General features: G+C 41.1%; 17 protein-coding genes. 14 read left to right on the top strand and 3 right to left on the bottom strand.

Annotated features, from left to right (window positions below; all coding sequences use genetic code 11):
* Nucleotides 1-100 precede the first annotated feature (100 nt).
* From ACSSU7_RS00115 to ACSSU7_RS00125, 3 genes are read left to right on the top strand one after another with little or no spacing between them, the layout of a single operon-like run.
* Nucleotides 101-1,000, top strand: coding sequence for a TnsA endonuclease N-terminal domain-containing protein (locus ACSSU7_RS00115; RefSeq protein ID WP_492516736.1), 900 nt, complete (start codon nt 101-103; stop codon nt 998-1,000).
* The gene (locus ACSSU7_RS00120) at nt 988-3,189 is read left to right on the top strand and encodes a TnsB C-terminal domain-containing protein (protein ID WP_492516737.1); all 2,202 of its coding nucleotides are present in this window, start codon (nt 988-990) and stop codon (nt 3,187-3,189) included. The genes ACSSU7_RS00115 and ACSSU7_RS00120 overlap by 13 nt, the downstream gene beginning before the upstream one ends.
* Nucleotides 3,179-4,438, top strand: a complete 1,260-nt coding sequence (locus tag ACSSU7_RS00125; protein WP_492516738.1) for an ATP-binding protein — start codon at nt 3,179-3,181, stop codon at nt 4,436-4,438. The genes ACSSU7_RS00120 and ACSSU7_RS00125 overlap by 11 nt, the downstream gene beginning before the upstream one ends.
* Here ACSSU7_RS00125 and ACSSU7_RS00130 read toward each other — a convergent pair.
* Both ACSSU7_RS00130 and ACSSU7_RS00135 read right to left on the bottom strand, forming a co-directional pair.
* The gene (locus ACSSU7_RS00130) at nt 4,418-5,746 is read right to left on the bottom strand and encodes a TniQ family protein (protein ID WP_492516739.1); all 1,329 of its coding nucleotides are present in this window, start codon (nt 5,744-5,746) and stop codon (nt 4,418-4,420) included. The genes ACSSU7_RS00125 and ACSSU7_RS00130 overlap by 21 nt on opposite strands.
* A complete protein-coding gene (locus ACSSU7_RS00135) occupies nt 5,739-6,074 on the bottom strand; it encodes a helix-turn-helix domain-containing protein (protein ID WP_492516740.1) in 336 nt (111 codons plus the stop codon). The genes ACSSU7_RS00130 and ACSSU7_RS00135 overlap by 8 nt, the downstream gene beginning before the upstream one ends.
* A 122-nt stretch (nt 6,075-6,196) precedes the next feature.
* Here ACSSU7_RS00135 and ACSSU7_RS00140 point away from each other — a divergent pair, with 122 nt between their 5' ends.
* The 8 genes from ACSSU7_RS00140 to ACSSU7_RS00175 all read left to right on the top strand — a co-directional run bounded on the left by ACSSU7_RS00140 (nt 6,197) and on the right by ACSSU7_RS00175 (nt 16,396).
* The gene (locus tag ACSSU7_RS00140; RefSeq protein ID WP_492516741.1) at nt 6,197-7,279 is read left to right on the top strand and encodes a TniQ family protein; all 1,083 of its coding nucleotides are present in this window, start codon (nt 6,197-6,199) and stop codon (nt 7,277-7,279) included.
* 262 nt (nt 7,280-7,541) lie between these two features.
* The gene (locus tag ACSSU7_RS00145; protein ID WP_492516742.1) at nt 7,542-8,138 is read left to right on the top strand and encodes an SLATT domain-containing protein; all 597 of its coding nucleotides are present in this window, start codon (nt 7,542-7,544) and stop codon (nt 8,136-8,138) included.
* On the top strand, nt 8,135-9,469 hold the full coding sequence (locus ACSSU7_RS00150; protein ID WP_492516743.1) for a reverse transcriptase domain-containing protein: 1,335 nt from the start codon (nt 8,135-8,137) through the stop codon (nt 9,467-9,469). Before ACSSU7_RS00145 ends, ACSSU7_RS00150 begins: the two co-directional genes overlap by 4 nt.
* A gap of 281 nt (nt 9,470-9,750) precedes the next feature.
* Nucleotides 9,751-10,068, top strand: coding sequence for a hypothetical protein (locus ACSSU7_RS00155; RefSeq protein WP_492516744.1), 318 nt, complete (start codon nt 9,751-9,753; stop codon nt 10,066-10,068).
* A complete protein-coding gene (locus tag ACSSU7_RS00160) occupies nt 10,065-10,541 on the top strand; it encodes a hypothetical protein (RefSeq protein ID WP_492516745.1) in 477 nt (158 codons plus the stop codon). Before ACSSU7_RS00155 ends, ACSSU7_RS00160 begins: the two co-directional genes overlap by 4 nt.
* A 66-nt stretch (nt 10,542-10,607) precedes the next feature.
* A complete protein-coding gene (locus ACSSU7_RS00165) occupies nt 10,608-11,489 on the top strand; it encodes a PD-(D/E)XK nuclease domain-containing protein (protein ID WP_492516746.1) in 882 nt (293 codons plus the stop codon).
* A 92-nt stretch (nt 11,490-11,581) separates the two neighbouring features.
* A complete protein-coding gene (locus ACSSU7_RS00170) occupies nt 11,582-15,412 on the top strand; it encodes a hypothetical protein (protein ID WP_492516747.1) in 3,831 nt (1,276 codons plus the stop codon).
* A gap of 123 nt (nt 15,413-15,535) precedes the next feature.
* Nucleotides 15,536-16,396 (top strand): hypothetical protein, encoded by an 861-nt coding sequence (locus ACSSU7_RS00175; RefSeq protein WP_492516748.1) that lies wholly within the window; start codon nt 15,536-15,538, stop codon nt 16,394-16,396.
* Between the two features lie 803 nt (nt 16,397-17,199).
* Here ACSSU7_RS00175 and ACSSU7_RS00180 read toward each other — a convergent pair.
* Nucleotides 17,200-18,249, bottom strand: coding sequence for an NAD(P)-dependent alcohol dehydrogenase (locus ACSSU7_RS00180; protein ID WP_492516749.1), 1,050 nt, complete (start codon nt 18,247-18,249; stop codon nt 17,200-17,202).
* A 445-nt stretch (nt 18,250-18,694) separates the two neighbouring features.
* On the opposite strand from ACSSU7_RS00180, the gene ACSSU7_RS00185 reads away from it, so the two are divergent.
* From ACSSU7_RS00185 to ACSSU7_RS00195, 3 genes are all read left to right on the top strand, one after another.
* Entirely contained in the window at nt 18,695-20,164 is a 1,470-nt protein-coding gene (locus ACSSU7_RS00185) for a chemotaxis protein CheB (RefSeq protein WP_492516750.1), read from the top strand.
* Nucleotides 20,165-20,173: 9 nt separating this feature from the next.
* On the top strand, nt 20,174-20,575 hold the full coding sequence (locus tag ACSSU7_RS00190; RefSeq protein ID WP_492516751.1) for a Rieske (2Fe-2S) protein: 402 nt from the start codon (nt 20,174-20,176) through the stop codon (nt 20,573-20,575).
* Nucleotides 20,576-20,727: 152 nt separating this feature from the next.
* Nucleotides 20,728-22,476: an MCP four helix bundle domain-containing protein gene (locus tag ACSSU7_RS00195; RefSeq protein WP_492516752.1), complete on the top strand. Its 1,749-nt coding sequence runs from the start codon at nt 20,728-20,730 to the stop codon at nt 22,474-22,476.
* Nucleotides 22,477-22,479 lie beyond the last annotated feature (3 nt).

Below are 22,479 nucleotides of genomic sequence, written 5' to 3' on the forward strand. Positions count from 1 at the left end.
GTTTTTTTTCATGGGTTAGGGTTCTTATTGCCCTAAATTCTAGCTCCCAGCCTTCTGGAAATATAAATATTTTTATTAATTATATTGAAAGGAATTTCCTATGAGGAAGGGAAAGGTATTCACTCCTGCATTAATACAAAAGTGGCTAGATGAAAAGCGAGGGTCTGGAGTGTTTGAAGACTACACTGCTTTGCACCAAGTCACTCGCGCAGATCCAGGCAGTAAAGGTTTATCAAGGATACAGAACGTCAATGATAGTGCACGACCTCAGCACTTATTATCAGATAACGAATATGGGGTGTATTTGTTTGCTCGAATGATTCCAGGTTTGATTGATTTAAGGGAGCAGTTTCACCTATCCCAACATGATGCTAAGCACGAGCTTGCTGATTATCAGATATCTCACAGTATGGGGGATTTCCCAGGCACTTTAGCTGTTGCAAAAGAATTGGGAATTAAACATCCCAGGATCCAAAACGACCCCCAAGCTCCTTGGCCATTTTCAACCGATTTACTACTCACTTTAAAGCTCAATAACCAGTTTAGTTTGCTTGCAATAAGTATCAAGCCTAAGGGGAAAATAAGCAAGAGAACTCAGCAATTAATAGCTATTGAAAGCATGTACTGGCAGAAAAGAAACGTCCAATTTTTGTTGATTACACCATCGACTTATATGGACTCTGTTATCAATAATATGAAAACCTATTCAGCTTGGGGTCATGGCATCGAATTGGATATTGGTCTATTAAATCAAGTTGAACTGATAAGTAAGGAGCTTGATGGATTGCCATTATTTGCTGCTATGAAGCTTGTTCAAGATCGCTTAAATCTATCGTATCTAAATACACAGCAAGTATTCTGGGGAAGTGTCTGGAGGGGATATCTACGCATAGATCTTGACCGACGTGCTACGTCTGGTACAGCGATAAATATATTGTCAAAAGAAGCATTTCGGATTCAAAACCCGATTGCTTCTGGGAGGTCAGCATGGCCAATCTAATGTTTAATCAAGCTGTTCAGATAGATGCTAATGAACATAGAGGTATGTGGCGAGTGGTAAGTCCTGCTAGTAGAAAACATGATTTTAATGTTCTGATTTTAATCCCTGAAGTGATTTCTAAGTGGAAAAATAAAAAGAATCGAGACACCAATCAAAATAAAATTCAATGGCTACTCCTTTCACCAACTGACTGTGACCAACTTATTGAAAGTGATTTGTTAAAACTAATAGAAATTAATCCACATCCAAAACTTAGAGTTTCAGGTTCTGATCTTGTAGGCAGAGCAAAGGAAATTCGTGAAAAACGGGAAGATGTCATGCATAGACTCATTAACCCCATGGAGCTCACTGCATGTTTAAAAAACAGGGGGTCTGTGTTTTTATTAGTTAAGGAAGCTGTTCATAGATGTGGAGTTTCAAAGAAGCATGTATATGAGCTTTTCACTAGATTGTGTTGGTATGGGTTTGAGGCTGGCTCACTCAATCCACATTATTACAATTGTGGTGCTCCGGGTGTGGCGAGACCTTGGGATGCATTACGGCCGAAGGTCGGGGCTAAACCTTTGGTCGTGAAATTCGGAAAAGTAAGCTCAGACTCTCAAATTGGCATGACTGAAGAAACCACGAAAATGGTAATCAATTATTTCAGAAAAAATAAAGACCCTGCCAAATCATTTAAAAAACACTACACCGATCTTATCCTTAAAAAATATGTAAATTCGTATTATCTGGATGAGGATGGAAGGAGGCCAGTAGTTCCACCCAAGGGTAGCTTTCCAAACGAAAGGCAAATTAGATATGCACTTTCACAAAATTTGACGCCAATGGAAAAATTAGCGCTGAAATTCTACGGTAAAGATTGGATACGAAATCACCGTGGCCTCACAGGTCACAGTTGGGAAGGTGTCGCCGGTCCAGGCCACAGATATGTAATCGATGCAACCATTTCTGATATTTATTTAAGGAGTCAAATTAATCCTGCCTGGATTATTGGTAGGCCCATTGTCTATTTCATCGTAGATACTTGGTCCACTGCGATTGTGGCTTTCCATTTATGTCTAAATGGCCCTTCTTGGGATACTGCTAAAGTTGCGTTATTTAACTTACTTAATCCCGAGTTGGCATCAAAGTTGTGGGGTTGCAAATTCAAGCAGTGTCTTTTTCCTCTACCACAATTACCATTCGACTTAATGAGCGATCGTGGTGAGCATCTAAGCAAGTGTTCAGCAGAGTCGGCTAAAGAACTAGGTTACAACCAATTGCTAAATCCATCTTATGAGCCTGATAAAAAGGGTCTTGTGGAAGTGTTCAACCGCATTGCGAAAGATGTGCAATATGGGGAAATACCAGGTGCGATTGATAGTCGGCGAAGAGCTGTGGAAGCAAGAACAAATCCAGATGACGGAATTTTCACAATGAGGGACTATTACAAATTCATTCAAGGGTGGGTGAATCAATACAATCTGCATGCAGATAAAACATACCGGCTAACTGACGAAATGATTGCAGCAGAGCTAAAACCAACTCCTGCAGAGCTTTGGAAATACGGGTTTGAGCAGATGATGGGTTATGGTAAATCAGTTTCGTTTGTCAAATCGATTATCCACTTATTGCCAAGTGCTAAAGCTGCTGTTAATAAGAAGGGGGTGTATCTCAGGCAACTTGAGTACATTTCATCTGAAGAAAACGAATGGACAGCAATCGCCAGAAACTTAGGTTCTTTTGAAATCAAAGTTCATTATTTCCCAGGGGCGGTTGAGATGTTGTTCTATTTCTCACCATTTTCAGCAGAGGTTGTCGTGCTTAAGCTTTCTTCCTATGCAAAAGCAGCACCTACCATCACTCATGAAGATTGGTTTGACAGTGTAACTTACTCAAAATTAATGCATGGTGATAAAGCATACCTAGCGTTTGTGGACAAGTTGAGATTGTCAGTGCAAACAGCTGACATGGTTGATGAGGCCCGAGGTATTGTAAAGGCAGCACAATTAGTAAATTCTAGTACTCTATCCGTGCAAGAAGCTCGCGCGTTAGAAAGGGATATACATGGCCCTGAGTTATCTAACATTACTCCTAATTCTACTATTGGAGAAGTTATAGAGGATCCATGGAAGGCAGCATACGACGAGTTGATGGATAAAGTACTTCAAGATGACCTGCTCTCAGCTGGAGGTGCTCATGATCTATAGTCAATTAATGGATTATCTTAATTATTCAGATAATATTCTTATTCAAGCGTGTGGTCCCATATATACAGATTCAGAGTTGATAGCTAAGTTAACATATATTCCAGCAGCTTTTCCTACTGGTATTGATTTCAGAAATCACTCAATATTGGCATCGCATTACATAGAAAAAGTTAGATCAATTCATGTCCCATCAAGTGAGAGTTTGTCCATTGCTCAAGGAATTGACTTAATGCTAAGGCAGGGGTATGTCGACAGAAATCCTTCTTTGCCTTCAACATGGCAAGCAATTTACGAGAAAAAAACTTTAGGGCCACCAAAAATACCAGCACAAGCGGCTTATATTACTGGCATCTCAGGCACCGGTAAATCATGGGCCGTCGAAAGGTCATTACAGCAATATCTGCAAGTTGTGGTGCATGATAGCTTTCCACAAATGAAGTCTCAGTTTAAGCAATTAGTCTGGTTGAAAGTAGACGTGCCACCGAATGGTTCGGCTAAAGAGTTGGCGTTTGCATTAATGAGGGCGACAGACCATGCTTTGGGGACTAGTCTATTTGATGATTATGCACTTTCATCTAAGCGTACTGGGTTGGAGTTGCTTAATCTATGGTGGGATAAGGCGAGAGTACATTTTCTTGGAATGTTGATTCTTGATGAGGCTTCCAATTTATTCAAAATAGAAACCCTTAAGCAACGAATGAAGCACAAAAACGATTCTGAAAGATTACAACTGAGAATTGCAGATGATGAGACGCTTAAGTTTATTATTAATCTTAACAATTCAGCCAAGGTTCCCCTTGTTCTCATGGGGACGCCTGATGGAATGGAAGCGTTTTGTACGAGGCTAAGTACGGCAGAAAGGTTGATTACTGGGGGAATATATAAATTAAATCCATCTAAGAACGAGAAAAACTCGCATTTCAGCAAATATATGTTCCCTGCGCTTGATAAATTCAGACTCGGAGTACGTGATGATGTGAATACAGAGCGAATAAAGGACAAACTGATAGATTTGTCAGCGGGCATACCGCGAATTTATGTCAGTCTCTGGTGCTTGGCTGGTAGGATGATGGTGCGGCGAAATGGTGAGGCTTTGAAAGTTGAGGATTTAGATTATGTCATGGACAAGTTCATGTCTCCCCTTAAGCCCGCTGTTAGTGCTTTACAATCGGGTGACCCAAGGCGACTGGCAAGGTATGAAGATCTGTTACCCTCATCAGAATTTTGGTCAGGATTGTTCCATGGCTAAAAGTTCTTCATTTAAATAGAACTCTTCGAGTAATGGCGCCTTAACATGTGAATCCTGTTGCTTGTTAAGGCGTAATCTTAGCGCTATTCGTTGTTTATGTAGATCTTCATACAAATCATTTAATGCTCTGAAAAACTTGGGACTTGAATGCCGAATAACAAATTCGAAATTATCAAACTGCACACCATTACGGCGAAGGATTTCGTTTAGTTTTACCCCATTATTGAAATCTGATAGTGCCCGTAGAGTCCCCAAAGACAAACCGGATAGTGGTGGTAGCCCATGCTTAATCAAGTTTAATCGATTAGTGTCGTAATGTCCGCCGAGTTGCTTTGTGATTAGTTGGCAATTCCCTTTATGTTTGATGTATAGATTGTACAACTCTTCACTATTCCAAAACTCTTCATGCCTTCTTTTGATTGGGCGTGCAGATGGAATTTTTACTTTAGCGAACATGCAATTCAATGCTTCGTCTGGATCTTGAAACAAAAGAGATGCTGCTAAAATGTATGTCATTGGAGTGTGACTTTGTAATCGAAACACACATACACCGTCAATTGCATGAAGAAACTCATCTGGTGTTTTGCTACTTAGTGAAGGAAAGAATTTGTGTAGCCAAGCATTTGGAATATATAGGTTGGCATAATCACTTAACGGTATACCACTTCCCTTTGCACTGGTTCGAATGCCCATCGTTGCTGCACGCTTTGACAGTACCCAGCTAACCCTGTCTCCGTGTATAGGCTCTTTCTGAGATAATAATGCATCACAGATATGTAAGAACCTTTCTATAACCGGATGTTTGATTGGTGATGCATTATTAGGCAATGCTCTTGTGGGGTCTATACCTTGAATAATATTTCTAATATTGTCCTGCCTGGTTTCCAGAAGTTCACTGTTATGCTTATGGCACCAATTGGCGCCAAATATCTGGTGAGATCTTCGTATATAAACATTCCCTAGATAACCACAATCTTCATCCATACATTTTGGACAAACTTTCACTTGTTCAGAATATCCTCTGAGTCCATTCGACTGTATTAACTTGGGATTTGATGTATCACCATGCTGAATGTCAGCATGATTGGCCACTATGCTACGAAAGAGTGGCAGTAAAGTATATTGTTGAATGATAGTTTTAGTTGGGACCTCTAGTAACTCAGCTACAAAACTTATTTTGTCCTTAACTTTCAAGTTCTTGAAAAATTGGGATGCACTCTCATTACCATTGAGTATCGCAAGTCGTTCGAAATAGCCGATGATCCATTCGTCTGGTTGTATGTTGGGGATATTCAGTACTTTAATCATTGTTTTTAACCACACTCAGTATGCGCAAGGTTCTAATCACTGTTGCAAGGGCAGCGGAGTGCGCTGGCGTTCCATCCCATGTTGCAGCTAAAGCATTTATCAATTCACTATTCGACATCACCGACTCAGCGGTTACACCTAATGATTGAACATCTAAAAATTGGGCAATTTCGTCCAATACTTTAGATGGCCTCTTAATACTTCCATGGAATATACGACTTATTTGGGACTGAGTTATCCCAACAGCTGAAGCAATTTCGTCTTGAGTGATATTAAGTGACTTGGCTCGTTGAGCCAAATTGAGTCCAGTAATTTTTGCGTCATTCATTAGCATGCATATTATTATGCATAAATACATATTATTATGCAATCTTGTATGAGGTGATTAACATAGAAAAATAACCTATTGAATTAGGGTATATTTCAATATTCGATTAATTTTTTGTTGCCATGCATTTTGTTAATGAAATTAGTGATGAAGGTTTATATGGGTTATTAGCCAGACACCTACATGCCAATGGCTATAGAGACCATTTGAAAGGATTGCGTAAGCTTTCCGGCAAGAGGATTTATTCATTAGCCGATTTGCCCGTCGAAGAAATAATGCCTGTTTTACCGCATTTGAGCATTCAAGATAGCTCCCATTTAGGGACGTTATTATTGGAAAAGCATCTAGGTAATGAGGGAGTCGATGCTCAAAATTTAGCTACGTTTTCTTATGGAAATCTGAAAAATAGATTTTGGAAAACATGCGACATATGCAAAAAGGAAGACGAAGCCCGATATGGTGTAGCAGTTTGGCACCGAAAACATCAGCTACTAACAACCTTAAAATGTCCAACACACTTATGCGAATTGCATAGTCATAAAATCAGCAAAAAACTAATGCATGACAAACTCATGCTGCCTTTTGATACACAAGGCATTCTGATGAAACAGGATGCTATGTTTGATAAGCTTCTCATTGAGTTATCTCGACTTGGGTATGAAGCATTGTGCGACAGTGAAACTCCATTTTCTTCATCTGTTATAAAACAGACTTTCGTTGACGAGATGTATCGGCGTGGTTATTTTACGAGAGGCAAAGTTAACTCTCATTATTTTATCGAGTTTGAGTCTTCATTCGGGAAGCCTTTTCTAGAGCTGATGAATGCTGAATGGGGAGTTTCTTCAGCTCAAGATTTACTGGATGGAATTATTAATGAGGCATCAGATAAAACATCATATGCAACAAGACTAATACTGATTCATTGGTGGTTTGGAAGTTGGAAGTTTTTTAAATCAAAATGCTTTTGGGCAAATGCATTTAAACATTGCACACCAACAGAACTTATCAATGATATTGAATCCATAAAAATTCAGTATCGTAAGAAGTGCTTATATTTGATTGATTCTGGGCATGTAGTCGATCGCGCATCTTTGTTGAAACAAGAGTACAAAATATTCAGATGGTTAAAAGTAAATGATAAACGGTGGTTGGATCAACACCTTCCCATTTTGAGAAATAACAATCAATTAGTGTTTTTTAAGTGAATTAGTATGGGGGGGCAGTATTAGATATGAATAATAGAGAAGTAGCATTTTTTCGATAACTCATTCCCTACTCTAAATTTAGTGTTTTGAATGTTAAACTAGCGCAGTCCTAGGTTGTGGTAGTTTAGGCTACTCACTCATTCGTGAGTGCAACTAATATTGAAGAGAGTTATCTCTTAGTCCTTGTGGCTTGCCCTATTTGGGTGTTAATCCTATGTAACTTAATGACAACCTAGGACATCTTACTAAAGAGGGGAGCACAATGGCATTTTCTGATAATGTTTGGTGGACAAGAAAGGCAAGGATTCAAGCGGAGAAGCGTCTTTTGTCTAATGCATTTCAATCTCAGATTTTGTTGTTATGGTATTCATTTTCAGGTGTTGCATCAGCAGTCTATTACTTGAAGTCTGATGGCACTAGTAGCAATCCAGAAGTTTCTACAATAGCATGGCTTGTATTTTCGGTGTTGGTTCTCTGTATCTCAGGTTTTATCAATGGGCTATCCTTCAAAGAAAGAGCTGCACTTATAAAAGAGAGTTACGAGACACTTAACGGGCTCTATCTGAAATCACTTAGCCCGAATTCTGACCTTCCGAAACTTGGTGATGAATATGAGCAAATTCTTGGGGTTTGTGAAAATCACACAGACAAGGATTATTACCTGGCGCTATGTATAGAATATGTCACAAAGCCAGGAAAAGCCAATAAGGTAACAGGGCTTAAGGAGGGCTTGGATCGCTGCCCCACTTGGTACCATTGGCTTTCACTTAGTTATTGGTGCTTTCGTCATATTCTTATGTTGGCGCTTCTATATATATTGCCTATCCTAATCTTTGTGTCATTAGAGCTAATAAAATGAGTATTAGCAGCAAGTTTGAAGAGTACTTCTCTGCAGAAAAATTAAAAGAAGTATTTACAGAGCATATTGTGTACTCTAGAGCCACTGGAATAGACAATTTAGATCAATATGCATTCAGATCTCAATTAGATGAGCAAGTTGGAATACTCTCCAGAAAGTCAAAGTCTGGAAGCTATAATTTTACCAAATATAAGTTAAAGCTTGTGAGTAAGGGACGAGGTAAAGTGCCAAGAGAAATATCAATCCCAACAGTACGGGATCGCATAGCTCTGCGTTCATTATGTGATTTTCTTGCAGATGTATTTCAAGATAGCGTTAAGTTTGACTTACCGCAGAATATTGTAAGGAAAGTTAAGTCAGATTTAAGTAGTAATTACTATGACGCTTGCATCAAGCTTGATGTCACGAATTTTTATCCATCAATCAAGCATGCTGAGTTAATGTCTCGCTTAGGTAGGTCGGTACGCAGTCCCAATATTAAAAATATGATTTCCTCGGCAATATCTGCCCCCACAGTGAGTAGTTCAAGGCCCTCTGATCCTCGTTCTGAGCGAGGTGTTCCCCAAGGGCTGGCTGTTTCAAATATTTTGGCCGCAATTTACCTATCTAATATTGATAAGTATCTGAGCACAGTAAGTGACATTAAGTATTATCGCTACGTAGATGATGTTTTAATTTTCTGTTCTTCGGCAAGAGCCCAGGAAATAACTGAGCTAGTTATTAATAGGTTTAAAAGAATTGGCCTAAAAATTCATGACCCTAACAAATTCCCCGAGAAATCTAGTATAGGGCCGATTAGTAAGGGGTTTGATTACTTAGGCTATCAGTTTTCTTCTAGGATTATTACTGCTAGAGCAGGCTCAGTTGAGAGGCTTAAGCACTCACTGGTTTCAATATTTACTAGTTATAAATACTCAAAGAAAAAGAGTGAGGGGTTTTTACTTTGGAGATTAAACTTAAGAATAACTGGCTGCGTATATGAGAATAAGAGCAAGGGGTGGTTGTTTTTCTTTTCAGAAATTGAAGATGAGAGTCTTTTACACTCATTGGATCATTACGTTAAGCAACTAACAAAGCGTTTTGGAGTTGAAGTTAAACCCAAAAAATTTGCAAGAGCATTTAAAGAGTTAGCTCATCGTAAATATCAAACTAACTACATTCCAAATTTCGACAATTACGATATTGAACAGATGAAAGATGTGCTTGTTAGTTATTTTGGATTGGATATAGAAAAGTACGAAGAGGAAGAGATTAAGTTTGAGTTCAAGAAACGCTTAAGCCGGCAGGTAAAAGATCTGCAAGTTGATGTGATGGACTTTTCATATTCTTAATAAATGTGCTCATACCCAGTTTTAAGTTTAGACCAATGCACATAGATATGGTGGGTAGTCCCCACTTAAACTCATATTTTCCGCTGACTACTATTTATATAACACATGGGCAATAGCTTTATAACTGTGGCCGATATGCATCGTTTTAGTTGGTTGCCGCCATGATGTGTGGACTTCCCTGAATGTCTATGATATTTAGGGAAGTCGAGTGGAAGTTAGAAAACGTCTACTAAAGCGGGTGAAGTCCATATCGTTAAAAAGGTGCAGTAAAGGATTAATCAATGAAACTCTATGTGATAGACAAGAATACACAAACGAAAACTTACTTGCGGGTGACTGCACCAAATCGGATTGCGCTAAGAAGTGCACTAGGTAAAAGCTCCTTTGTGCTGAATGGTAATCCTTACACAGTTAGGGATGTTCTTGCAGAACCAAGCACAGATAGCGCAGCGGTGGGAGGTTTGTTAGGTGGTGTCATCGGTGCTGCAGGTGGGGCTCCAGGAGTGATTATCGGTGGCTTATTGGGGGCTCTAATCGGCAAGGACCAGGCTGATAAAGAGCAGCTTCAGGCTACCGCGTTTAATGGGAGCAGAGCATGAGTCATTTTTCCACAATTCATCGTTTTCGAACTTGCGTGGTGTGTGTACTATTTGTGCTTTCCACAGTTCTGGTAATGTATAGACAAGAGGCTAAAGATGTAATTAAAAGTATATTTGAAAATGGTTCACTATCCTACATTATATGGATATATGTAGTTGTCTCCGTTCTATCGCATAGCTACTTTATTGTGCGAGTATCTTCCTCTCAATTTGAAAAGCTTACCGAAACCATTTTTTCAATAGCTACATATGGGCTCGCCGGAACAACTTCGTTAACCCTGCTGCAGGGGGTGTTTCTTCAGTATTTCTATGAGGTCCAATGGTTCAGTAGTTTTGGAAATCTTGATCTTGCTTCTGTTTGTTTGGTATCTGTTTATTTGCTGATCTATTGTGGAATTAATACATCAAGAATGCTTGGTGATGTACTTTTCCAAGTGAAAAATTCAGATACAGAAACGCCTGCTCCAACATAGGCTTGGTCATTAGATGAAGTCTTATAGCCGGCTTTAGAGATCATTTGTTCATTGAAAGGGGTAGTATTGCGACTTTCTAAATCATTGTGTGCTGTCGTTGGGGAAGTGATTTCAAGTACTGGTTCTCACGCTACGCTTGATGCTCTCTTTCAATCAGCTGGGGCTCCAGGAGACCCCCCAGGTTTATCCCATGGTTCAAAGTGGAAGGAGTGGTTATTCAGAGCTGGTCAGGTTGAGAGCGTAGATAGCCTATCGGTACTCGGCGTTATTTTAGAAGAGTTTATGGACCTAGCACCCCAAAAAGGTACAGAAGAATATGATACTTGGGTGGAAAGACGACAACGAGTAGTTGATGTACTTGAGGAAAATGGACTTCGCTATTACAGATTTGGGCAGGTATTACCCCAAGGTGTAGCAGAGCAATCTAATCATGGGGCGTCTACCTCTATCTCTAATCCGACAACAACCCCAGTAGTAAAACCCAAAACAATCGGAGAATTACTTGAAGTAGTCATCAAAGGTTTGCAGCGGGCAATGCATCCACTTACCCATAGACGCAAGGGTGCTCAATCGCTTTCCTTTAGTAATGAATATGATGTTCAAGACTTACTACATGCTTTGCTCCGACCATGGATTCAAGACATCAGGCCGGAAGAGTTTACTCCTAGTTATGCAGGTTCCAGTACTAGGATGGATTTCTTATTTCCCACTCATCAGATGGTTATTGAAACGAAGATTGTTCGAGACCGTAATCACGCCAAGAAGATAGGCGATGAATTAATTATAGATATTGAGCATTACCGGAAGCACCCTGATTGCTCTAGTCTTTGGTGCGTTGTATACGATCCCGAGCATTTGATAACAAATTCTGAGGGTTTGAAAACTGATCTGGAGGGCCCAAGATCTTCAAAAGATGGTGAAGTCCAAGTTCGCGTTTTTGTCTTGTAGAGGGATAAATATGGTCAGCGGTATTGAGGCTTAATTTGGGACAATTTCGCGCATACTAAATTATTTAGCAACCCTAATAAGGATAATAAGACATGGGTCAAAAGCCTCATAAAAAACCTAGAAAAAGGCTGAATAGAGCGAATATAAATCTGGACTCTTTCCTGAACGCTCTCAGAGCGTCACGAGCACAAGGGAAAAGCTTTGAGGGTGAGTATCAAAGTAATTATCAAAAGCAGGTTGAGCAAACTCGCATTCTGATTAGCCAATATAGTCGACGTGATGTAGCTATCGCATTAAACGTATCGGACTTGTGGCCAGCGAACTCTGGCAGTCCTGTAAAACATATCTTCGCGTGGGGTATACTGCTTAGCAGCAAAGATGATGCACTATCAGCATTACCTATTGAAAGCTACGCAGACTTCAAACTGTTTGCCGAGAAACTCTATGCTTGTTGGCCCGAATTCCCCATGCTTGAAGACTTTTTGCCTGAATCTGATTGGGGGCTGATTAGGGCAAAACTAGGGAATAGATATGTACCGATTTTCTACGGAGGCAGTGTTGAACGCATTCCTGATTTTATAGAATCTTTTCGTATTACCTATGCACACATTCCTCAAGCGCTGGCTCATATGAATCTTGCGATCGCCTTGCAGTCCTCAATCATTGAAGCCATCCCTGATTTGCTAGGTAAATTAAGTGACGATGCAAAAGCAGGTTATGTAGAGGTTCCGCCTGAAGAGTTCTGGGTGAAATGTAAGGAAGCCTTGCTCAAGGTCGACGCCGATATTGAACCTTGGCGAAATGTGGCTGGTGATGCACTTGCTGTTCAGCTTGGTAGTTTTGATGCTCCAATATCACGGGATAGGTTTGGAGATGCTTTCATGCAAGGAATGGCTCTTCCCTATGTGGCATTAAAAACTGAAGAGTCTTGGCTGCCTATATCTGTAAGAAGTGCTCCGGCTGTTGTGATTGATCACTGGGGCAATATGGACGGGATTGAGGTTACAAATAAAACTCACCGTAGACTAGCTTTCTTCATTGCAGAGCGAATCAAGGGCGCAATCTTAGGGCCCTTGATGATTCAGGTTGGAGAAAAGTGGATAGAGGATTTTCCCATCAGCAGTCTGATTTCGACTAAGTCTGGCGTTCAACTAATTTGTGCATGTGATCATGGGTCAGTTTCAAAGCTTTCCAAAGTTGCTAGTGTTGTATTTGATCAGGTCAGACGTGGTGCGCCAGTCAAATTTCGACTTGTTAATGGACCGACATTAATATCATCTAGAAAAGATGGTGCTGGCCCCACAGCAGAGGAACTCAAGATATTAATCGCAGTGACTCAGGGTGGAACAGCAATCGGAATGATCGACATTCCTGAAAAGCCTACGAGACTATTACCCCTCACCGACCTTCTCACAATTTTCGATAGCTTAGATGACTTTTCCGAGTTAGATAAATTCTGGGCTTTTGTAGATGGTGAAAGGCACGCACTCAATCCAATGTCGAGTGGGGCTGCAGACATGTTCGCTTCCTTTAGGGATACTCATGGCGTCTTAGTTGATGGTGCAGTCTCTCCTGCGCTGATCACTTTAGACCCACATTGGGGAACAACATGGCGCTTTCAGGCACTGACGAAGTTTTGGTCAATGGCTCCTAGTTATTTTCCAGATGGGTCCCAAGGGTGGAGATTAGATTTAGAAACGGCAGGAGTGGTTGGACTGTATTCACGACATCATGACGCCCATGCATATTCAACAGAAATAGGTGCCTGTACAGCGCAAACAGTCATGACATTGAAGAGTGGGCGAGATGCTGAAAATGCCAATTTACTTGATCTGTTTTCCCAAATGATTGCTGACTGTACTAGTCGTTGCCGCGAACTGGTATCGGATATTCAACTATTTCAACAACCCTACATATTGTTTGACTGTATGGTTGATGAAAATGACCATGTAGTCGGGCAGGAGGAACCCCAACCCATTGAGGTGTTCAAAAGTGTCGTCACTGCCGTGGAGGCCAGTCCGGAAGATGATGGCATCTTCACCATTCATGTAAATACGCGAGCCGTGTTGGCAGGGCTAAATTCTGCAAAAGATGGATCATTCGAAGTTCAATGTTTGATTGAAGTGCTTGATTCATGCCACCGTGCAATAGGCTTGAAGTTACCTGAAGGGTTCACTGAGCGATTTGTAGCCATAGCCGCTGAACAGGCCCGTTACCATCTTAAAGTGGTCCATCAGCGTGTAGACGTACCAATTTATATTAACCCAGTCATTCCAACACCAAGTGATTACAAACTAGCGCGGAAGCAGTTGGCTAAAGTGATTTTGGCACTTGATCTGGCACCTGGCAGATATGAACTTACAAGTGCAAAAGAGAAAATTGATCTGGCCAGTGCAAGCTTTCGGAAATACCTTGAAAGCAGATTGGCGACTTTTGATAAACGTAAACTTGTACGCGCTTTGATTGAACAGCATGATGGATTGCTAGCTACAGAAAGAAATCGTATTGAACGAGCCAAGATGAGTCTTGCACATGCTGTTGAGTATGACCGGCATGAAGCTATTGAGAATGCTCGCAAAGACTACGGTGATATCTCCCGACACTATCGGTACCTTTTGGAAAAAACTGTCAGCTCTGTCATTACAGGAAATGAAGATGTCACTGATGAAACTGTCCGAGAGCTTGGTGCATTGGTTGATTGGTATATGGTGCTTACTGGTGCCAGCGATGTACTACACAACGGAATTGATGTTGGTGGAGTGGTAATTAATAGTTCATATATTCCCGATGTTTATTACTCGGGTAATCATGATGAACGAAATAGTGAGTTCATTCGACACTCCTCAAATTTCAGGCTTGGAATAGGCGTTAATCATGATGATGCTGTTGAAGGGGCATCAAGAGAATTGCTATCTGCCGAAAAGTTAAAGACCGCTTTCCTAGCGGATACCGGTTTTGAATTGGAAAGTCTCCTCGTTGTATTAGTGGTGTTGGCTCAGCCTGTAAGGAGTGGATTAGGTACAGAACCTTCATTATCCTATTCCTTGACAGCAGAAAAGCTTGCCCAGATTTTGACTGAGAATGTCGACAGGTTAGAGCTTGCCGAGGCTGTAAATATAGTTGAGTTTTTAACACTTTCAGAAACCGGCATTCTGCAATTGGGAGAGCGAGACATCATCGAAGCTGAGGTGCCATATTGGGAGCGCAGTAAGCGAGCGCATCGATATGCTATTCGACCATTGATTCGGGATGGCGACGAGCTCCGCTGGGGAGCGGAAGTTGCCAGTCGTGCTCTGAATATCTGGACAGCAGCTGTCAGGGATGGCTATCTCCCCGCGGACTTTAAATGGAAGAATGTTGATCCGCTCATTCGTGCGATTAAGGAGGATATTGAGCGCCAGCTAGAACATCGTGCAGAGGAAATATTTCTTCGCTATACATCTTATGTTATTCGCGGCATCGATTTTTATCAGCGATTCCCTGAAGAAAGGTTTGATGACGTCGGCGATTATGATGTATTTGCTTACTGGCCAGAAACTAACTTAGTGATGATTGTCGAGTGCAAATATAACAAGCCACCTTATACCATCAAAGATGGACGCCGTTTAAGAGATACTATATTCGGCAGAAGCCAAGATGATAGACGTGGTCAGTTGATGAAAATGGTAAGGCGCAGAAAGTTTCTTGAGAATAGCCGATCTCGGTTGTTGCAATTACTCAATTGGCCCTTAGTGGATAATATTGAAATTAAGAACATGGAGCTTTATGTTTGCCGCGATGTGTTTTTCAGTATGTTTAGCCCCCCATATCCCGTGCCGACCCATTTTGTAAGGATAGTCGAGTTGGATACTTGGATAGGGGCAATTATTAAAGGGCTGCAAGATGATGCAACCGACTCTCTACTCAGCATAAGAAAAAAGTAGAAACGTTACATGGGGGGCTAACTCTGCCGGAAGTGTTTCAAACGCTTCTGCCTACGCAGGGTGTGGACTTCCCAGAGTTTAGTAGACATTCAATAATGTCGAAACTGAACTGGAGAGTAGTCAATGACAAAAAAACAAACGAACACTAAAAAACCTATTGATGTCTCGATAGAAATAGAGCTGCCAGAAGGCCACCATGCAAACCGGTTCACTTTTGATTACAGCAGTGGGCAGATTCAAGTTCTAGATGAGCATGGGAACCCAATTGCAGGCTTAAGAACTCAAAGAGCAGTACATTATGAGCGACCCAAAGGTAAGAAATATCAGTCTGTAATGCAAGTCAGGGGTAATCATATCTCTGTAAGTGGTATGGAGGAAATCGAAAATTTAGATTCTTTCTTTGTGATTGATACCAACAATCGAGTCATCGGAGGCGTTCGCATATCAGCGACTTTTTTTATACGTTTAAAACTTTTACGAGTTGATAATAAATACAAAATTGAGGCTATTGATAAGCGGGCTTTTCTTTATGAGTTTCATGGCATTCCAGAAACCTCTAATCCTGAGATGCTGGCGATACTTAAAGTCGCGAATGATGTAATTAGACGCGAACGTAATTTAAAATCAGCATCAATTGGCTTTGTGACTGACTCTGAATTGAGATCACATAAAGACATATCTGAGCGTACGACTCCAATTTACAGAAGAGCTTACTTACCAGAGTGTTTCAGACTACTCTATGCTAGTTCAGACACTGGCCAAGAAGTACTGAATCAACTCCTTAGAGTATGCGACAAAACCTCTACCAACTATTTAGACCAACTTGAAAAAGATGGACTTAATCCGGCAAGGTTAAACGTAGTTTTTGAGGAGCCTTCGGTAAGATTCAGATGCATAACTTTTACTGACGTAACTGTCGATCACGAGTTACTAAATGAAATCACTCTTAATGCAGATACAAAAATAACTGTTAATTTCGAATAATACTTATAAAGATTTCAAAAAATGGAGTTAGCACAAGTTACCAACTTTAATGTTCTGCATGGATATTTATAACATATTGTTTATCAGTGGTTTCTTAGTTACCAACTTTAATGTCACAGAACATATAGCTACATGACGGCTAAGCGAATGCCTCATGCAACTCCAATCAGCATAGATGCTTTAGACACTATTAGCTATTGGGGAGAGGTAATATCAGCCCAGCGTAAGGTAAGGGGCATCTCCATGCGTGATTTTGCGTATAGAGCATGCATCAGTTTAAGTACGTTATAAAGAGTTGAACGTGCTGAACATTCAGTGCTTGCGAGTAATTACCGAGTGCTTTGGCCGTACTACGAGTCATGGATAAACTTTTGAAGAGCCCTGATGAATCATTGTTAAAAACTAGGGAAGATATACTAAGTAGCCTTACTTCTAAGGATGATGAGGGGTATTTCTAAGCACTAGATTAGGTTTTTTTATAAATAGGCTTTGTTACCAAGGATCTACCTTTATTTTCAATGTGAAAGGTTTAGTGAAGGACAAATTAATCCCCTTAACGGACATTTATTAAATAAGCATATCAGTTAAGGTATTTAACAATGAAAAGAACTTAAATTCAGTGAAGGCTAGATTGCGTAGAAAGTTTATAACTCATGCTTAATATAGATGCCCCAAGGCTTGCTAGAAGAACAGGGGCATCAGTTGGTAAATACCATTTATTAATAAAAAAGAGGGTTAAAAGCCAAAGATTTTTCAACTGGAGAGTTATTTTACCAACTTCTAGGGCTGCATCTTTGTAGCTGCTATGCCTTCAATGTTGCCATATCAATCACAAAACGATACTTCACATCACCCTTGAGCATACGCTCATAAGCAGTATTGATATCTTGAATTGCGATGATCTCGATATCAGAAGTGATATTGTGCTCAGCACAAAAATCTAACATTTCTTGGGTTTCTTTAATGCCACCAATTAATGAGCCAGCAATTTGTCTGCGTTTAAAGATTAAACTGCCAATGTTTGGTGAAGGGTGAGCGTGTTCTGGAACACCATTCAAGCACATTGTGCCGTCACGCTTTAATAACTCGGTAAACACATCTAGATTATGTGCTGCAGCTACTGTGTTTAATATGAAATCAAAACTATTGAGATGTGCTTTCATCTCATCAGGGTTTTTAGAAATCACAACTTCATCTGCACCCAATCGCTTAGCATCTTCAACTTTATTAGTAGAAGTCGTAAATAACACCACGTGCGCACCCATGGCATGAGCAAGTTTCACTGCCATATGACCAAGACCGCCTAACCCAACAATGCCTACTTTACTGCCCACACCAACTTTCCAGTGTTTTAGTGGTGAGTAAGTCGTAATGCCTGCACATAGCAAAGGTGCTACAGCAGCTAAATCTAGCTTGTCTGAGATATGCAGTACAAAATGCTCATCAACCACTATTTGGTTTGAATAGCCACCATAAGTCGTTTTTCCTGTATGTTTATCAGGACTGTTATAAGTAAAAACTTCGTGATCGCAGTATTGCTCTAGGCCGTCTGTACAATCCGCACAGACTCGACATGAATCAACTAAACAACCCACGCCAGCTAAGTCGCCCACTTTAAATGTTTTGACGTCTGCACCCACACTAGTCACCCGACCGACAACTTCATGTCCTGGTACTACTGGGTAAACAGCGTTTTGCCATTCATTCCTTGCTGTATGCAAATCTGAGTGGCAAACACCACAAAATAAGATCTCTAGTTGTACATCCTTAGGGCCAACTTCACGTCTTTCAAACTGAAGAAAAGATAAAGGCTCTTTGGCAGAATGGGCTGCATAACTAATTGCTTTCGTCATTGATACTCCTTTTAATTACTAATTATCCCTCATCGCTACTTTGCTTTTACAGTAGAAGACAGACAGAAATGGCTATCATAAGTATGAAGTTCAACTCACACACCAAATTGATAAAACTCATATTAAAGAAATGTATTATCCAATAAGATAGGTAATCAAAATATGGAATAATAGGGAATTGATAATTCCGCATTATGGATTAAACAAGTATGCAAAATAAGCTGTGATTTTAAAAATATGTAATCATTAGCCACAACAGATAACAGTCAGATTCCACTAAAATCCAAATTGGAAAGACAACCGCAATATTTGAAATCTGAGTCGACACTATTTTTTTAGACATTTAGTCAGCGAAAGTAGTTAGGTGTTTATCAGCATGGGCGAAACCCACAGCGCACTATGTACTTTAATTATTTAAATAGTGCCTAGTAGTATAATCTTGAGTATGACGTTCAACCCATCAGCAAAAGGCACTTACATTGTGGGCATCGGGGCATCCGCGGGCGGGTTGGAATCGATGATTAAATTGCTCGCAAAGCTCTCTTACAATGGGAAAGTAGCCTACGTTATAGCTCAACACATGGCTAAGGATGGTCACATTGGTTTAGTATTAAAGATGCTTGATCGATCAACAAGTTTGCCTGTAGTTGAGCTAAAGTCGAATGACGTGTTGTTGCCAGACCATGTTTACGTTATTCCTCCAGCATGTATAGGTGTGCTACAAAATGGACGCATACAGTTGCTACCCACGTCTGCAGACTATATTTCTAGCCCTTCTGTGAATGCTTTATTTAACTCTATTGCCCAGGATCTTGGCAAAAAAGCGATTGGCATAATTCTTTCTGGGTCTGGCTCTGATGGGTTGTCTGGTTGCCGTTCTATCAAGGCTCATGGAGGCAAGACGATAGCTCAAAGTCCGGAGTCTGCAGCATTTACAGGGATGCCCTTATCCGTCATACATGCTAACGTAGCCGATGAGATTCTAGCCCCCGAGGACATTGCTCATCGATTGACTGCAATGTTCCCATCTAGCGCAGATAGTGCAAAAACTTTGACTGTGACGAAAAATAACGTGCATCCCGTTGCTAATATTCCTAGCAAGAGGAGTTTAGTAGATAGTTTACTGCTGCTAAGCTTGGTAAAAAAGATCAATGATGTAACAGGGATTGATTTTTCTAGCTACAAAGAAGAAACCTTGCTGCGCAGAATTGAACGTAGAATGACGACGCTAAAAATGGACTCGTTCGAGCAGTATGTCGATTACATTACGAAAACCTCTACTGAACTCGGTATCCTCCAACATCTTTTTTTGGTCTCGCTTTCATCGTTTTTTCGCGATAGTAGGGCATTTGCTGTGATGAGTAAGTTTCTAGCGGAACTCATTGCACAGAAAAAGCCAGGCGATGCTATTCGCGTGTGGGTTCCTGGCTGTGCATCTGGGGAGGAGTGCTACACGATTGCTATCTTGCTGGCCGAGCTTCTTGGACACAATTACCCAAAATACAAGATTGAAATCATTGGTTACGATTTAAACCCTGATGCGCTATTAATTGCCGAAGCTGGTAGCTACCGTCAAACCGCATTTAAGGAAGTGGAAACAAGAGTGCTTGAGCAATATTTTGATCACAAGGGTCATGATTATCAAGTCAAGCCGTTTATTCGCAACGTTTGCCAATTCTACAAACAGAATGTGATCAGCGCAAAACCCCCGCTGGATATTGATATGGTCAGTTGTCGTAATTTGCTCATCTATATGAAGAGTAATTTACAAGATGATTTATTTAAGAAGTTCCATCACGCGCTTTTACCGCAAGGGCTTCTCTTCATTGGGCAATCAGAGAATATCGGTGTACTGGGCAATGCTATGTTTACTGCTATTGATCATTTTCACCGATTATATCGCCGCAAGAGCTGACGCACTATTATGGCTACATCATCGTCACTGCGCTGGTTTGACCTTCCTAATGCCCCAAGTGTTGGCACTGAGCTCGGCATCCTGACGGATATTCCAGATGGAGGCGCAAAAATAGCATCACTTGAACTCAAGTCTGATACAAACAACCTGAATCCGTTTAAGTTTATTATGCTACGCAGCGGCCAAAATGTTGTGGCTTACGTCAATCGCTGTGCACATTTTGGTGTGCCGCTGTCTGAAAATGATGAGCATCTGATACTAGAGTCGCACATCAGTATTAGCTGCAATGTCCATTATGCACGTTTTCGCTGGCAGGATGGTTATTGTATTCGTGGGGATTGCGAAGGTGAGTCGCTGATTGCTATTCCAATTACCATCGAAGCGGGCGGTCGTATAGTCATTTCAAGTTAAGGTAAGATGGGCAATAAACTTTTAGAAAGATTACTGAGCACAACTGGAAAAATGAAGTCAGATTAATCTAAAAATAAAACTCCAAACACCAGTTGGTTGGTCAATTAATTTGGCTTTATACTTGGACTTAATTATTGTGAAAGTGATATTGCATGAATATACAGTTGCCTGCACTTGAAAAACAGACATTAACCACCAAGTTGCTGATCGGTTTTGGCTTTGGACTCATGATTGCAGCAATGGTTGGGGTTAATGCCATCAACAGCATGCGTGTGATGAGTGAAAAATCCAACACAATTTACGAGAAAGAACTGCTGGGGATATCCCATCTCAAGGAAGCTAACATCAACCTGATCTACATGGGGAGAAGTTTGCAGCAGATGATGTTGGCACAGAATGTAGTGGAGCGTGAAAAAGCGCAGCTCAGGCTCGATAAGGCTAAGGTTACTTTGCAAGCAGAGCTCGATGAAGCCCGCAAACACATTTTTCGTGAAGATGCAAAGTGGATGCTAGCTAGATTCGACAATCTATTCGAGCAATACCAACGCAATGTGGCTCATACGATGGAATTGATGGGTAAGGATAGTCACAAACTAGATGAGGCTGTGGCATATATTGCTAGGCAAGAGTTCTTTTATGTCATCGACACTGCTGATGACACGCTCACTGCCATTACTAAAATTATGGAAAACGGTGCATACGATACGGCAGAAGAGTTGGCAAAACTTGCCGAGAGAAGCAATAAGATTGCCTCATTGCTGTTGTTATTGGGTCTTGGCATTGGGGTGGTTGTAGGATTGATTGTTGGCAAGTCTATCCAGCGGCCGAACGACAGATTACGCAACTCGATAGAAGGCCTAGCTGCAGGTAGGTTGGACGACGTAATCCCAAATACTGACTATCCGAATGAAATCGGCGCTTTCGCCCGCGCAATCCAGTCACTTCAAAAAGTCTATCGCAGCATGGAAATGCAACGCTGGATTAAGACATACGTCACGGAAATTTCAGCCCAGATACAACAAGCAGAGAGCTACGAAGAGCTTGCACGCAGATTGTTGTCTGCTACCTGCCCTTTACTCGGAGCAAGCATTGGCGTGTTATACCTTCACGAGGAAAATCAGTTACGTATTCTGGCTAGCTATGGCTGGCGTGAGCGTAAAAACCTCAATCAAGAGCTAGTGTTGGGCGAAGGCCTGCTTGGGCAAAGTGCACTCGAAAAGAAAACTATCACGATCACTGAGCCGCCTGAAGATTATATAAAAATCAGTTCAGCTTTAGGCGAGTCGACGCCAAGGGTGGTGACAGTGCTTCCGATAATGCATGGTGGTGAGCTGGTTGCCATGATGGAGCTTGCTTCGTTTCAGAATATAGGTGAGCGTGAAGCAGCCTTGCTTGATGCCTTGCTGCCCATGATTGCCATGACTATGGAGATTTTAGGCAAGAATATTTCTGCACAGCAGATGATGCAAGAGGCACAGGAGCGCGCTATCCAGATGGAGGTGCAAGCCGCCCAGCTAGAAGAGCAATCTGTTGAGATGGCGGCTCAGCAATCAGAGCTACAGAAAACGGAAGAGTGGTATCGCTGCATTGTGCAGTCTGCAGATGCGATGTTGGTGATTGATGAGCGTGGTGTCATCATTTTGAGTAATCCTAAGGCAGATACTATTTTTGGCTATAAATTTGACACACTCATTGGCCAACGTGCGCAAGTTGTAGTACCTGCATGGAAAGACTTTTCCGAGGCTGACGATGCTGTTGATATGAACACGCTTGATGCACTGCACATGGATGGTAGCGCCATTCAAATTAGCGTGGCATTAACCCGTTTGCCCAGCATAGGCCTCAAAACAGCTTGCAGTTGTCTATCAATTAAAAGCTTGACTTACCCTTTGGCTGCATGATTA

The organism is Methylotenera sp. E1MeOHC1, from assembly GCF_058745595.1.